We start from the raw sequence: 14,608 nt of genomic DNA, 5'->3' as shown, positions 1-14,608 counted from the left end.
GTGTACTTTAGATAATGTTGCTATGCGCTATTGAAAACGGACGCATGCGTGTGCAGCAGGGCCAGCGGCGCGCGCCTGCCAGCCAGGTATTCGTCCACGCATTGCAGCACCAGCGGGCTGCGGTGGCGCTCCTGGCACGCGGCCAGCTCGTCGCGCGTCATCCACAAGGTGCGGATGATGCCTTCGTCCAGCGGGCGGTCATGCTCGGCGCCGGCCGTGCCGCAAAAGGTGAAGCGCAAGTAGGTCACGTCCTCGCCCGTGCGCAAGGACTGATAGCGCGACATGTACATGCCGACCAGTGCCGTGGGGATGAAATCGTAAGCCGCTTCTTCCAGCGTTTCGCGGATCACCGCCTGCTCCAGCGACTCGAACGGGTCGAGGTGGCCGGCCGGCTGGTTGATCTTGATGCCTTCGCTGGTCTCTTCTTCAATCAGTAAAAACAGGCCGTCGCGTTCGACGATGGCGGCAACGGTGACAGAGGGTTTCCAGATTCTCGGCATGATTCCATCCTTGAAAGAGCCGACATTTTATCTTGTTCTGCGCGCGCGGTTTGAAGCCGGCCTTTTGTTGCGCGGACATATTGATAAATGACAACGTTTTAGCAAATAGCGGTGGGAGGTACTTACGTCTGTCCCGGGGAGCGCACTAGCATGGGGGCTTAGTCGGCAAGAGGGTAGCAAGCGCCCGCTAATATAGGCTTTCCCTGTGGTCAAAACAAGCGCGTACGCGTGCTCGACTGTGGTGAGATTGACACACCTTTCCCACAATATGGTCGCCATACCGCATGGCGGAACAAGGATTGGTATTACGGGTAAATTAGTGTCGTACGACTAAAAGTTGCTGCTTCACAAACGTTTAACGCGCTGCTTTCCGTGTTAGATTCTAGTCAGTTTATCAATTAGCGGAGGCATCATGAGGATAGGCATACCGGCCGAAACACGGCCTGGTGAAACGCGGGTGGCGGCAACGCCCGAGACAGTCAAGAAGCTGGCAGCCAAGCATCAAGTCGTCGTGCAGTCCGGAGCGGGCCTGCAAGCCTCGATTCCCGACGACGCCTATGCCGCCGCCGGCGCGCAGATCGGCACCGCCCAGGAAGCCTATGGCTGCGCCATCGTGCTCAAGGTGCGCGCGCCCGATGCCGATGAACGGGCCCTGATGGCCAGCGGCACGGTGCTGATCGGCATGTTGAACCCGTTTGACGCCGACAATATCGCCGCCATGGCCACGGCCGGCCTGTCCGCCTTCGCCCTGGAAGCCGTGCCGCGCATCACGCGCGCGCAGTCGATGGACGTGCTGTCCTCGCAAGCCAATATCGCCGGCTACAAGGCCGTGCTGGTGGCCGCGAATACCTACCAGCGCTTCATGCCGATGCTGATGACGGCGGCCGGCACCGTCAAGGCGGCCCGCGTGCTGATCATGGGCGTGGGCGTGGCAGGACTGCAGGCGATCGCCACGGCCAAGCGCCTGGGCGCCGTCATCGAAGCGTCCGACGTGCGCCCGCCCGTGAAGGAACAAGTGGAGTCCCTGGGCGCCAAGTTCCTCGACGTGCCTTTCCTCACCGATGAAGAAAAAGAGATCGCCAAGGGTTCGGGCGGCTATGCGCGCGCCATGCCGGCCGACTGGATGCGCCGCCAGGCCGAACTCGTGCACGAACGGGCGAAACTGGCCGACATCATCATCACCACCGCGCTGATTCCCGGCCGCGCCGCGCCCGTGCTCATTTCCGAAGAAACGGTGAAAGCCATGAAACCGGGCTCCGTCATCGTTGACCTGGCCGTCGAGCAGGGCGGCAATTGCCCGCTGTCGGAACTGGGCAAGACGGTGGTCAAGCACGGCGTCTACATCGTGGGCGAGCCGAACCTGGCCACCCTGGTGGCGGCCGACGCTTCGGCCCTGTATGCGCGCAACGTGCTGGACTTCTTGAAGCTCATCATCGACAAGGACGATCAATTGCTGATCGACCGCGAGGATGAAATCATCAAGGCCAGCCTGGTTTGCGCAGGCAGCGAAATCTTACGTAAATAACGCGGCGCCGGAGAGAACAACATCATGGAAATCAGTCATACCATCACCAACCTGATCATCTTCGTGCTGGCCATTTATGTCGGCTACCACGTCGTCTGGACCGTCACGCCGGCGCTGCATACGCCGCTGATGGCCGTCACCAATGCCATTTCCGCGATCATCATCGTCGGCGCCATGCTGGCGGCCGGCCTGACCGATGGCCCGCTGGCGCAAGTGGCCGGCACCCTGGCCGTCGCGCTGGCCGCCGTCAACGTGTTCGGCGGCTTCCTCGTCACGCAGCGCATGCTCGAGATGTTCCGTAAAAAAGAACCGAAGGCCAAGCAAGGAGCAAAAGAATGAGTCACGCCATGAGCTTCGTCACCATGAACCTGGTGACGATGATGTACCTGATCGCCTCGGTGTGCTTCATCCAGGCCCTGAAAGGCCTGTCGTCGCCATCGACGGCGCGCCGCGGCAATGCCTTTGGCATGAGCGGCATGGCCATTGCCGCCGTCACCACCGTGGCGCTGATCCTGAAACTGAAGGAGCAGCAGACGGGCGGCATGGGCCTGACCCTCGTCATCATCGGCATCGTCACGGGCGGGGCCATCGGCGCCTACCTGGCGAAAACCGTGGAAATGACGAAGATGCCGGAACTGGTGGCGGCCATGCACTCGCTGATCGGCCTGGCCGCAGTGTGCATCGCCGTGGCGGCCGTGTCGGAACCGTGGGCCTTCAATATCGCCAAGCATGGCGAGGCGCTGCCCATCGGTAACCGCTTCGAACTGTTCATCGGCACCTTTGTCGGCGCCATCACGTTCTCCGGTTCCGTGATCGCCTTCGGCAAGCTGTCGGGCAAATACAAGTTCCGTCTGTTCCAGGGCGCGCCCGTCAGCTTCAAGGGCCAGCACATGCTCAACCTCGTGCTGGCGCTGGTGATGGTGGGACTGGGCCTGACGTTCTGCTTCGCCGATGGCGTCGAACCGGCGTGGACGCCGTTCATCGTCATGACCCTGATCGCCTTTGCGCTGGGCGTGCTGATCATCATCCCCATCGGCGGCGCCGACATGCCGGTGGTGGTGTCGATGCTCAACAGTTACTCGGGCTGGGCCGCGGCCGGCATCGGCTTTTCGCTGAATAACTCGATGCTGATCATCGCCGGTTCGCTCGTGGGATCGTCTGGCGCGATCCTGTCGTACATCATGTGCAAGGCCATGAACCGCTCGTTCTTCAACGTCATCCTCGGCGGCTTCGGCGGCGATGCGCCGGCGGCCGGCGCGGCCGGTGCGCAGGAACAGCGGCCCGTGAAATCGGGTTCGGCCGACGATGCCGCCTTCATCATGAGCAATGCGGAAACCGTCATCATCGTGCCCGGCTACGGCCTGGCCGTGGCGCGCGCGCAGCACTCGCTCAAGGAACTGGTGGAAAAGCTCACGCACAAGGGCATCACCGTCAAGTATGCGATCCACCCCGTGGCGGGGCGCATGCCGGGCCACATGAACGTGCTGCTGGCCGAGGCGGAAGTGCCATACGACCAGGTCTTCGAGATGGAAGACATCAACGGCGAATTCGGCCAGACGGACGTGGTGCTGGTGCTGGGCGCGAACGACGTCGTCAACCCGGCGGCGAAAGATCCGAAATCGCCGATCGCCGGCATGCCGATTCTGGAAGCGTATAAAGCCAAGAGCATCATCGTCAACAAGCGCTCGATGGCGTCCGGCTATGCGGGCCTGGACAACGACCTGTTCTACCAGCCGAACACGATGATGGTGTTTGGCGATGCGAAGAAGGTGATCGAGGATATGCTCAAGGCCGTCGAATAAGCACGGCTTGCAGCGACCGCACGGCCCGCCTTGCGCGGGCCGTTTTTATTGGGCCGCCACGACCTTGTTGCGGCCCTGGTGCTTGGCCGCGTACAGGGCCTTGTCGGCATCGGACATGGCCGCATCCAGGGTGGCGCCGGCCGTCAGGGACGCCACCCCGATGCTGATGGTCACCTGCAGTTCGCCGCCATCGGGCAACGGCGTGATGGCGGCGGCCACGGCGGCGCGGATGCGTTCGGCCACCCTATGCGCCTGCTGCAGGCTGGCGTCGGGGAACAGCAGGCCGAATTCCTCGCCACCGAGGCGCGCCGCCACGTCGGTGATGCGTCCCGTGTCGCGCAGCGCCTGCGCCACCGTGCGCAGTACGGCGTCGCCCACGGCATGGCCGTAGCGGTCATTGATCTTCTTGAAATGGTCGAGGTCGGCCACGCCCACGGTCAAGGCGGCGCCGCTGCGCGCCGCGCGCGCCATCGCCTGCTCGGCTTGCGCTTCATACGCGCGCCGGTTCGGCAGCGACGTCAGCGCATCGTGCAGCGCCTGCTGTTCCAGCTGCGCCAGCAGGCTGGCGTTTTTGGCCGCCAGTTCGCGCCGTTCGCGCACGTCGAGCAAGAAGGCGCCGAAATAGCGGATGCCGTCGACCACGCCCAGGTCCATCGCCTTCATTTCGATGGGGATCATCTGCGTGTCGCGGTGGCGGATGGCGAATTCGCGTATCTTGCCCAGCACGCTGGACGTGCGCGAGCTGCGGATGTAATTGATCACGTGGTTGTCGTGCTGCGCGCCGACGGCGTCGGGCAGCAGGCCGTTCAAGGTCTGGCCCAGCAATTCCCCGCTCGCATAGCCCGACAATGCCTGCATGGCGCCATTGATATAGCGGATGCGGCAATGCTCGTCGATGATGATGACGGCGTCGAGGGCGTCTTCCAGCAGGCGGGAAAAGAGCACTTCGGGAAGAGCGGCAGGCGGTGCTGCGGGCAATACATCTGTCATGGAACGGTCGCCAAAAGCCAGGTGACAGCCATTGTCGCATCCGCGGGCCGTTTATTCCATGCCGGATATGTTCCCTGTTTCTTTTTCGCCCCAGCTCTTTCCTTATTGTTAAGCCTTATCGGCGGCCGTACATCATCAGCCCAGCCAGTGCCTTGCGTGCAGGGGAAAATACGTCCAGCAAACCCAGCGACAGGCCCAACAAGCCTTGCGTGGGGGCGCTGCCCGTGAAGATGCGCGCCATGGTGTCGGTGACGCGCACGGTCAGCCCCCGGTCGGTCTGGCGCAGGCTGGCGTAGCGTTCCAGCCCGGCCGGACTGCCGTCCTGCGCCAGCACGCGGGCCAGCACGGCGGCGTCGCGCAAGCCCAGGTTCAAGCCTTGTCCCGCCACCGGGTGCAGGGTTTGCGCCGCATTGCCGATGGCGACCGTGCGCGCCGTGCCGTTCGCCTGCGCGTTCAAGCCCAGCGGATAGGCCAAGCGTGGCGTCGTATGCGTAAAGCGTCCCAGGCGGCTGCCGAAGGCGGCGCCCAAGCGGGCCAGGAAGGCAGCGTCGTCCAGCGCCAGCAATTGTTCTGCACGCGTGGGCGGCACGCACCACACGAGCGCGTAGCCATCGTCCTGCGGCAGCAGGGCCAGCGGGCCTTCGTCGGTGAAGCGCTCATACGCGCGGTGGACGATGGGGCTGCTTGTGCGCACATGGGCGATGATGGCGCTCTGGCCATAGTCGCGGCTGACGGCCCGTTCCTGCTGCTGGCCGAACAGGCCGCCCTCGGCTTGCACCAGCAGGCTGGCGCGCAAGCTCGACGCGGCGCCCGCCTGGTCGATCTGCACGCTGACGCCATCGGCATCCTCCACGCTGCCTGTCACCAGCGCCGGGCGCAGGCTGGCCACGCCCAGGCGCTCGCACACGTCGGCCAGCGAACTGACGACGGCGCCGTAACGGGCCACGTAGCCGAGCGCCTCGACGCCATGCTCGCTGCGGTCCATCAGGCTGCGCCCGAACTGGCCGCGGCGCGAGACGTGGATTTGATGGATCGGTGTCGCTTCCACGGGCCAGGCGCCCGCTTCCTCGAGAATCTGGCGGCTGCCGTGCGACAGGGCGATGGTGCGCGGATCGCGCCTCGCTTGTTCGATGGATTTGGCGTCGAGCAGGACGATGCCGTCGGCGCGGCTGCCGCGCTGTACCAGCAGGGCGGCCAGCGCCATGCCGACGGGGCCGGCGCCGCAGATGGCGAGATCGAAAGTGGACGGTGTATGCATGCGGCGGCGTTAATCCTGTGACATCAGTTGTTCGATTTCAGCGACGCTCTTGGGTGCCGTGCTGAAGACTTCATGGCCTTGCGGCGTGACCAGCACATCGTCTTCGATGCGGATGCCCGTATGCCAGAACTGCTCCGGCACGCCCGCGCCGGGGCGCACATAGATGCCCGGTTCCACCGTCAGCACCATGCCCGGTGCCAAAGCGCGCCACGGCTTTCCGGGGGTATCCGTGTCGCGGTAGGCGCCCACGTCGTGCACGTCCATGCCCAGCCAGTGGCTGGTGCCGTGCATGTAGAAGGGCATATAGGCCTTGTCGGCGATGACGTCCTGCACACCGCCGCTTTTTTGCCGGTCCAGCAAACCCAGGTCCAGCATGCCCTGCGCCAGCACCTGCACGGCCGCTTCGTGGATGGCGCTGTGCGGCAAGCCGGGGCGCACCATGTCCAGCGACGCTTGCTGCGCGGCCAGCACCAGTTCATACAGCGCCCGCTGCGGGCCGCTGAAACGGCCGTTGACGGGCCAGGTACGCGTGATGTCCGAGGCATAGCCATCGAGTTCGCAGCCGGCGTCGATCAATACCAGCTCGCCGTCCTGTAATACCGCGTTGTTGGCGCTGTAGTGCAGGATGCAGGCGTTGCCGCCGCCGGCCACGATGGAGGAATAGGCGGGGAACTGCGCGCCGCTGCGCCGGAATTCGTACAGCAGCTCCGCTTCGAGCGCATATTCGTGCATGCTGGGACGCGTGGCGCGCATGGCGCGCACGTGGGCGGCGCTGGAAATGGCGGCCGCGCGGCGCATCAGGTTTTGTTCTTCCGTGTCTTTCAGCAGGCGCATGGCGTCGAGCATGCCATGGATGTCATGCGCGATGGCGGGCGCCGTGACGCCGCTGCGGGCCTTTTGCCGCACATTGTTTCGCCACACCTTGACCTGTGCATCGAGGCTGCCGCCCAGCGCATGGTAGATGGCGGGGGCGTCGGCCAGCAGGCGTGTCATTTCCACGTCGAGTTCCTCGATGGGGAAGGCGCTGTCAAAACCGAAGCTGGCGCGGGCCGCCTCGGGGCCGTGGCGGAAACCGTCCCAGATTTCGCGCTCCGTGTTCTTGGCGCGGCAAAACAGGATGGCGCGCGCGGGCGCCGTGGCGCTGGCGGCCACCAGGGCCACGGCGCTGTCGGGTTCCGTGAAACCGCTCAGGTAATAGAAATAGCTGTCGTGGCGATACGGATAATCGCAATCGCTGTTGCGCGGCACTTCGGGCGCCGTGGCGAGGATGGCCACGCTGCCCGGCAGCATCTGCGCCAGCAGCGCCGCGCGCCGTGCCGCGTAATTGGCCATCATGCCGCAGGCGCCTTCGCTGCCACGCCATTGAGCGTGTCGAGCTGTGCCGGCGTGCCCACATTGGTCCACTCGCCGGTATAGACTTCACCGCCCACGCGGCCCTGGTCCGCATACCGGCGCAGCAAATCGCCGAGTTTGGCATGGCTGCCAGGCGCGATGCCGTCGAACATTTCAGGACGGTACACGCCGATATTGGCGAAGGTCCACCTGGTGTCGTCCGTATTGTTGATCGCGAACAAGGTCAGGCCGAAGTCGCCCTTCGGGTGGAAGTCGGGATTGGGCACCAGATAGGCCCAGGCGATATCGCGCTGGTCGGCCGGGTACGGCGTGCCCAGCACGTCCTTGTCGGCCAGCACGTCGAGCACCTGCTTGAAATCGAAATACGGGCAATAGATGTCGCCGGAAATGGCGAGGAACGGTTCCTCGCCCAGCAAGTGGCGCGCTTGCGCGATGCCGCCCGCCGTTTCCAGCGGCGTGGTCTCGGGCGAATACGCGATGCGCGCGCCGTACGCGCTACCGTCACCCAAGGTTTCCTCGATCAGATGGCCCAGGTGCGAATGGTTGATGACGATGTCCGTGATACCGGCGCGCACCAGGTTCAGCACATGCCAGACGATCAGCGGACGGCCGCGCACTTTCAGCAGCGGTTTGGGACAGGTATCGGTAAGCGGACGCATCCGTTCACCGCGGCCTGCGGCAAAGATCATGGCTTTCATGGGGTACTCGTTTTCTGTTTCGTTCGGTAAAGGTTGCGTGGCGTGAGCCGTACAATAAGTTAATTCTGCAGTAGCGACACCTGGCAAAACCGTAGCGAGCGGCAGTGATTTGTGGCCGAGAAGCGCAACCGTACTCTAGTACGGTGAGCATCGCCGGCCGCAAAGCGCGACGCGCAGTAGGTTTTGGCCGGTGTCCTCAGAAGGTGTAGCCGACTTGGGGCGTTTTGTTCTCAAGAGCATCGAGCAAACGCACCAGCGGCTTGAGTTCCGTATAGCGGTTGGCTGTCTTGCGCACGTAGTCGAGCACGGTTGGCAGGTCGCCCATGTACAGATCCTTGCCGTCGCGGTAATTCAGGCGCGCGAACAGGCCGAGGATTTTCAGGTGGCGCTGCAGGGCCGTGAATTCGAAATCGCGGTAGAAGGCGTCGATGTCGGGATTGACTGGCAAGCCCAGCTGCTTGGCGCGCTGCCAGTAGCGGATCACCCAGTCGAGCACCAGTTCCTCATCCCACTGGATATACGCGTCGCGCAGCAGCGAGGCGATGTCGTAGGTGACGGGGCCGAAAACGGCGTCCTGGAAGTCGAGGATGCCGGGATTCGGGATGGAGCCATCGTTGATGTGCATCAAATTGCGCGAATGGTAGTCGCGGTGCATGAATACTTGCTGCTGCGACAAGATATTCGCCGTGATGGCTTCGAAGACCTTCTCCAGCTGGGTTTGTTGCACATCTGTCAAGGTGGCGCTCAGATGCTTGCCGATAAACCATTCCGGGAACAGATTCATTTCGCGCAGGATGAAGGCGCGGTCGAATTCGGGCAAGACGTCCGGTTGGCTGGCCAGCTGGATTTTCATCAAGGATTCCAGCGCTTCGGCGTACAGCACGCTGGCGTTGTCGTGGTTCAGGGCGTCGAGATAGGTGGTCGTGCCCAGGTCGGAGAGCAGCAGGAAGCCCTGCTCCAGGTCTTGCGCGATGATCTCGGGCACGGACACGCCGGCGCCTTTCAGCAAGCCGGCCACCTTGACAAAGGCGGGCACGTTTTCGCGCTCGGGCGGCGCATCCATGGCGATCAGTGTACTTCCTGGCAATGTTGTGTTACCTGGCAGCACATCGAGACGATAGTAGCGGCGGAAGCTGGCATCGCTGGAAGCGGGGCGGGCGGATTCGGGCGCGACGAGGTTAAGCGAGGTCAACCAGGCTTTCAACAGGGTCAGGCGAGCGTCGGCGGAGGCCGGCGCGGTGGAGGAATTGGGGGAGAATGACATTAAGCGGCCTGTGGAATCGGGTTGATGGTGCGGAGGGTAGGAGAACCCCATTGCTGGAAGCTCTCCCCCCTAAGAACCGTGCGTGCGACTTTCACCGCACACGGCTCAAGCATAATAAAAGTCCCTATGCAGGGACCGGCTTCGCAACGTGTAAATCGTTTGCGTGCACATTTATATGGCAATTTGGGTGCAATAATACGCGATTTCCAAGGGCCTCGGAACCACCTGCCACACGGTATTCCATGTGGTGGTCATGCCATCCGGTTTCCATGTTCATCTCGTATCCACACAGAGCGCACAAGCCACGTTGGTCGAGGTAGAGCTTGGCCCACTCACGCCGGTAAGACATGTTTTTCAACATGCGTTCCTGCCGAAGGGTTTCGCCGTACAGTTCCCATTGCGGATCGTAGGGGTGATAGCCGCCCTTGATTTTCGTGTGACGCAGAATCGCCGTACCTGGTAACGAGTACAGTTCCTTCATGGCCTTATTGCCATTCTTTGTGACAACGTCCGCTGCAAACACCCGATTTCCACTCTCGGTTGGGCGCCAGTATCGGTCGCGTATCCAACTGTCGGTTTTCTTCGGATGCCTGCGCATGGCCCAGCGACGAAGCCGCCAGTACAGCAGCGACTCCATCGTCGAAAACGCCTCCTTGGCGACTGCAGGGCTGTGATATTGCGCCCAGCCCCGCAGCATGGGGTTTAGCAATCGAATGAGATTCTCCTGCTTCGCCCCGATGTTTTCGCTGATCGTCTTCCTCAGCTTTTCATAGAACGTTTTCATGTTCTTCTTACTTGGCTTGATGAGTAGTGTCCCGGAATATTTTCGGAAGTTCCACCCCAGGAAGTCGAAGCCCTCATCGATGTGCACGAGCTTGGTTTTGGCACTGGACAGTCGCAATCCCCTGACTGCAAGGAATGCTTCGATCCATGGCCTGATTTCCGTTTCCAGCAATTCCTTCGATCCACTGGTAACGACAAAATCGTCCGCATATCGCACGACACCGACTTTGAGCTTGCCTGCCTTTGACTTGCCGAATTTCGCACCGAGGTGCGCAATCAGTTCAGTCTCCAGTCCGTTCAACGTCCAATTCGCAAGGGCAGGGCTGATGATGCCGCCCTGTGGCGTTCCAGCTGTGGTTGCCATCAATTGCTTCCGGTCAATTACCCCGGATTTCAGCCATTTAGACAGGATCGACTTGTCCATGAAGACATTGTCGACCAGCCATTGATGGTTGATATTGTCGAAAAAACCTTCGATATCCGCATCCAATACCCAGGTTGCCGAGACTTTCCGGCAGGTCTGGAGAAAAATTTGCGACATCGCATCGGCCGTTGAGCGATTTTTGCGAAACCCGTATGAGTTGGGATCACTCAGCGTTTCCAAGACCGGATCCAAGGCCAGCAGGTGAAGCGCCTGCATCGCCCGGTCCCGCATGGTAGGGATGCCCAGTGGGCGCATCTTTCCATTTGACTTGGGAATAAAGACCCTCTGTAATGGCAGGGGCCGATAGCCTTGTTTCTTCAACTGCGCAATGGCAGCGAACTTCTGCGTTGCTGAGTCCCACAACTGCTGGTCCACGCCTGCGGTTCGTTTGCCTTGATTCTCTGTCACTCGTTTGACTGCCAGCGCCTTCGCGCTGAACGAGTGGGTTAGCCACCTTTGCAGCGCTTTCGCCCTGCGCCAGTCGCCTTCCTGTGTAGCCTTCGTTAATCGATGCTGCATGGCTCTCACGTTGCGTTGTACGAGCCGCCAGTTGATGGCGACCCATTCAGTTGGCACGTGCGAGGACGCAGAACCGGCAAGACTGCTGGCGGTTACTTTCATGCTGAACCTCGTGTAGTTGTTCCGACGAGACACAGCGCATCCCCGAAGGGTGAGCTGCATCCCTTCGGGGCGGTTGAAAATGATGACTGCCTGGAGCCAGTACAGTCGTATGACGACTATTACACCAGATGGAAGTGGGCACCCTTTCAGGCCGGGACAAATCTTGAATCCCTATCCGGACCATTACAGCCCGGCATTCGCTTTCTCCATCCTCCTCTACCCGCTCCCCCAAGGGCGTGCCTTGCGGTTTGCTTGCCGCTATCTCGGTTCTTTGATCGAGCGGCAGGGAGTCGGGCTTACCACGTTCCCAACGATATCGACGCGACAGCTACATCGCGACTGGCTGTTTAGGGCCCATCTTTCCCCCGGTGGCTGAATGACGACGTATCCCCAGAATCCACGGAGATAGCCAGCCACGTACCGTTTGGTTTAGGCCTGTTAGCAGCTTTGGCCTATTAATATTTACGAGGGTTCAAACGATGGTTCACATAACATTGCCCTTGCAGCACTCACCTAGCCCCTGGACCGCATCGCTGCTCGCAGTCTCCAGCCAGGCGTTCGCACGCCGGGCTGCCGAAAAAGAATGGGGGTACGTTGTCCCTGAGGCTTTGCACCCCGCCGTTACTGGCGACGCACACTCAAGTAGGTGACAGATGGTCGTACATCCGGTCATGGCAGCAGTTGCAACACTGAAGCATGACAAGATATCGAAGAGTTTCACTCGGGTATGACTCGGCTGAGAGAAAACCGAGTCTTGCAGAAAACTGTTGAAATATAGAAAATTGTAAGCAAATGTAAAATATTTACAAGCTTTGCAAATAAACTACAGTTTCAATGTTTTGTGTAATCAAAAACAGGCAAAGGGATAGCTACTCGCCGGTGATGCGGCGGGCGTATAAGACTGACAAGCCACGTTCTCGCAGCGTGTCTTGTCTTGCCAAGAATGGGTACTCCGGGGAGCCCCTCACTGTTTTATCACTGGTAAACCAGTGATTTGCCTGCGCAGTTCCTGCGCTGCTAGTCGTTACTGCTACGTTGCGACCGGGGCCAGCTACCCGAGCTTTAAGGCGTGTCGCACAGATTCCCATATAATAAGGGATTCAAATCAAAAAATCGCCTGTCAATGGTGCTTGCCCCTTCCAATTCATGAGCTGGTTTTCGGCCTCCCCCCCTTCGCAGCGCTGGGCTTTCGCCATCAGCGCGCTCGTCGCCGCCACGACGGTGCCTGTCCACGCCCAGAAAGCACCGCGTCCCGTGCATGTGGAAGATCCCGACGCGCCCACCGTCATGACGGCGAACAGCATGAACGGACGACCGGAAAGAGAGATCAATCTCGACCAGAATGTCGTGATTGAGCGCGGAAAAACCACAAAAATGACGGCCGATACAGCTTGTTACAAACAAGTTGAAGATCAGTTCGACGCCGAGGGCCATATCAAGATGTGGCGTTTCGGCGATTACTACACGGGCGACGTCCTGAAGCTGAACATGGAGACCGGCAAGGGTTTCCTGCTCAACCCGACCTATCGCTTCGAAGTGGGCGGCGGCCAGGGCAAGGCCGAGCGCGTCGACTTCATCAATCCAGACGAAGCCACTGTGATCGACGGCACGTACAGTACCTGCGAGGGGCCGAATCCGGACTGGTACCTGAAATCGAGCACCTTGAACCTCGATACGGGCCGCGACGTGGGCACCGGCAGCAAGACCATCATCTATTTCAAGGACGTGCCGATCCTGGGCACGCCGGGCATTTCGTTTTCGCTGTCGGGTGCGCGCCGCTCGGGCTGGCTGGCGCCCACGCCGGGCTTTGCCTCGAAGAACGGCTTCGAGCTGCTGATGCCGTATTACGTGAACATCGCGCCGAACCGCGACCTGACCCTGTTCCCACGCTACATCCAGCGGCGCGGCATCCAGCTCGGTGCGACGGGCCGCTACATGGGCGAGACGGATGCCGGCTTGTATGGCGGTGAAACGTCGTTTGAATTCTTGCCTAACGACAAGCAAACCAAGACCAACCGCTACATGATCAAGTCCAAGCATGAGCAGGCGCTGGCCAAGGGCTGGACTTATAGCTGGGATCTGCGCGAGGCGTCGGACAATAATTACCCGAACGATTTCTCGAAAACCGTCGCCTCCGCCACCGAGCGCCAGTTGCTGCGCGAATTGCGCACCGATTACCGCACCGAGGACTGGAGCCTGACGGCACGCGTGCAGAATTACCAGGTGCTGCAGGATCCCGATCCCAATGTGGTCGTGCCACGCCCGTATGACCGCTTGCCGGCGGTGAACTTCCACGCAGGCAAATACGACGTCTGGGGCGGTTTCGACTGGACCTTCGACGCGGAAGCGACGCGCTTCGCGCATCCGACCCTGGTGCAAGGCTCGCGCCTCGTGGCCGTGCCGCAGGTGAGTTTCCCCATCATGCGCCCTGGTTATTTCGTCACGCCCAAGCTGATGCTCAATGCCAGCGCGTATCAGCTCGACAATGACGCACGGACCAAGGCGCTGTTTAAGGACACCTCGTTTACGCGCGCCGTGCCGACCTTCTCGGTCGACAGCGGCCTGGTGTTTGAGCGCGACACGAATCTGTTCGGCGCCAAGGGTGGCACGCAAACCCTGGAGCCGCGCCTGTTCTACGTCTACACGCCGTACCGCGACCAGTCGCAGTTCCCGAACTTCGACACGGCCGATGGCACGTTCAACCTGACGCAGATCTTCACGGAAAACCGTTTTGTCGGCAGCGACCGCATCGGCGACGCCAACCAGGTCACGGCCGCCGTCGTCTCGCGCTTCCTGCAATCGGACGGCACGGAGCGCATGCGCCTGACTTTCGGCCAGCGTTTCTATTTTGCCGACCAGCGCGTGCAGCTCAATTCGACGACGCCCGTCAACCAGTCGCGTTCGGATATCCTGCTGGCCGCAACGGGCCGCGTGTCCGAGACTTGGACCGCCGACAGCCTGTTGCAGTACAATCCCAGCGATCGCCGCCTGATGAGCTACAACTACACCTTGCAATATCAGCCAGGGCCGAAGAAGGTATTGAATTTCAGTAACCGTTTTCAGCGTGACGTCCTGCGCAATGCGGAAGTGTCGACGCAATGGCCGTTGACGGACCGGCTGTATGGCGTCGGCCGCATCAGTTACTCCATCAAGGATCGCAGCATGCTGGAAAGCCTGGTCGGCCTGGAATACAAGGGCGACTGCTGGGTGTTCCGCATGGGCGCGCAGCGTTTCGTGACGACGACCAAGACTGTCTCGACGCCGATCTTCTTCCAGCTGGAATTGACGGGCTTGTCGAATGGCCTGGGCCTGGGTGCGAATGGCCTGGAAACTTTTACAAAAACCATCCCTGGTTACCAGACATTGAGCCAGCCACTCCGTTAAGATAGG

General features: G+C 61.1%; 11 protein-coding genes. 4 read left to right on the top strand and 7 right to left on the bottom strand.

The window, feature by feature from the left end:
- Positions 1-20: 20 nt before the first annotated feature.
- Positions 21-500, bottom strand: a complete 480-nt coding sequence (locus KO538_RS09335) for an NUDIX hydrolase (protein ID WP_034745637.1) — start codon at positions 498-500, stop codon at positions 21-23.
- Between the two features lie 412 nt (positions 501-912).
- On the opposite strand from KO538_RS09335, the gene KO538_RS09330 reads away from it, so the two are divergent.
- The 3 genes from KO538_RS09330 to KO538_RS09320 are packed head-to-tail and all read left to right on the top strand — an operon-like array spanning position 913 to position 3,827.
- Positions 913-2,025 carry a Re/Si-specific NAD(P)(+) transhydrogenase subunit alpha gene (locus tag KO538_RS09330; RefSeq protein ID WP_219328101.1) on the top strand — a complete coding sequence of 371 codons (1,113 nt, stop codon included), beginning with the start codon at positions 913-915 and terminating at the stop codon, positions 2,023-2,025.
- Positions 2,026-2,049: 24 nt separating this feature from the next.
- A complete protein-coding gene (locus KO538_RS09325; protein ID WP_034745644.1) occupies positions 2,050-2,364 on the top strand; it encodes an NAD(P) transhydrogenase subunit alpha in 315 nt (104 codons plus the stop codon).
- A gap of 8 nt (positions 2,365-2,372) precedes the next feature.
- A complete protein-coding gene (locus tag KO538_RS09320; RefSeq protein WP_219328169.1) occupies positions 2,373-3,827 on the top strand; it encodes an NAD(P)(+) transhydrogenase (Re/Si-specific) subunit beta in 1,455 nt (484 codons plus the stop codon).
- 45 nt (positions 3,828-3,872) lie between these two features.
- Here KO538_RS09320 and KO538_RS09315 read toward each other — a convergent pair whose 3' ends face one another.
- The 6 genes from KO538_RS09315 to ltrA all read right to left on the bottom strand — a co-directional run bounded on the left by KO538_RS09315 (position 3,873) and on the right by ltrA (position 11,218).
- A complete protein-coding gene (locus tag KO538_RS09315; RefSeq protein ID WP_081368390.1) occupies positions 3,873-4,817 on the bottom strand; it encodes a sensor domain-containing diguanylate cyclase in 945 nt (314 codons plus the stop codon).
- 115 nt (positions 4,818-4,932) lie between these two features.
- On the bottom strand, positions 4,933-6,075 hold the full coding sequence (locus KO538_RS09310) for a UbiH/UbiF/VisC/COQ6 family ubiquinone biosynthesis hydroxylase (RefSeq protein ID WP_219328100.1): 1,143 nt from the start codon (positions 6,073-6,075) through the stop codon (positions 4,933-4,935).
- A gap of 9 nt (positions 6,076-6,084) precedes the next feature.
- Positions 6,085-7,407 (bottom strand): Xaa-Pro aminopeptidase, encoded by a 1,323-nt coding sequence (pepP, locus tag KO538_RS09305; protein WP_219328168.1) that lies wholly within the window; start codon positions 7,405-7,407, stop codon positions 6,085-6,087.
- Positions 7,407-8,126, bottom strand: a complete 720-nt coding sequence (gene murU, locus KO538_RS09300) for an N-acetylmuramate alpha-1-phosphate uridylyltransferase MurU (protein ID WP_219328099.1) — start codon at positions 8,124-8,126, stop codon at positions 7,407-7,409. Before murU ends, pepP begins: the two co-directional genes overlap by 1 nt.
- A 196-nt stretch (positions 8,127-8,322) precedes the next feature.
- Positions 8,323-9,390, bottom strand: coding sequence for an aminoglycoside phosphotransferase family protein (locus tag KO538_RS09295; protein WP_219328098.1), 1,068 nt, complete (start codon positions 9,388-9,390; stop codon positions 8,323-8,325).
- Positions 9,391-9,514: 124 nt separating this feature from the next.
- Positions 9,515-11,218, bottom strand: coding sequence for a group II intron reverse transcriptase/maturase (ltrA, locus tag KO538_RS09290; RefSeq protein ID WP_219328097.1), 1,704 nt, complete (start codon positions 11,216-11,218; stop codon positions 9,515-9,517).
- 1,146 nt (positions 11,219-12,364) lie between these two features.
- On the opposite strand from ltrA, the gene KO538_RS09285 reads away from it, so the two are divergent.
- Positions 12,365-14,602 carry an LPS-assembly protein LptD gene (locus KO538_RS09285; RefSeq protein WP_072457256.1) on the top strand — a complete coding sequence of 746 codons (2,238 nt, stop codon included), beginning with the start codon at positions 12,365-12,367 and terminating at the stop codon, positions 14,600-14,602.
- Positions 14,603-14,608: the final 6 nt, after the last annotated feature.

It is taken from the genome of Janthinobacterium sp. NKUCC08_JDC (assembly GCF_019345575.1).
Lineage (GTDB): Bacteria > Pseudomonadota > Gammaproteobacteria > Burkholderiales > Burkholderiaceae_D > Janthinobacterium > Janthinobacterium aestuarii.
Note: the sequence above shows the minus strand (reverse complement) of the source record. Positions and strands in the feature narration are given on the sequence as shown.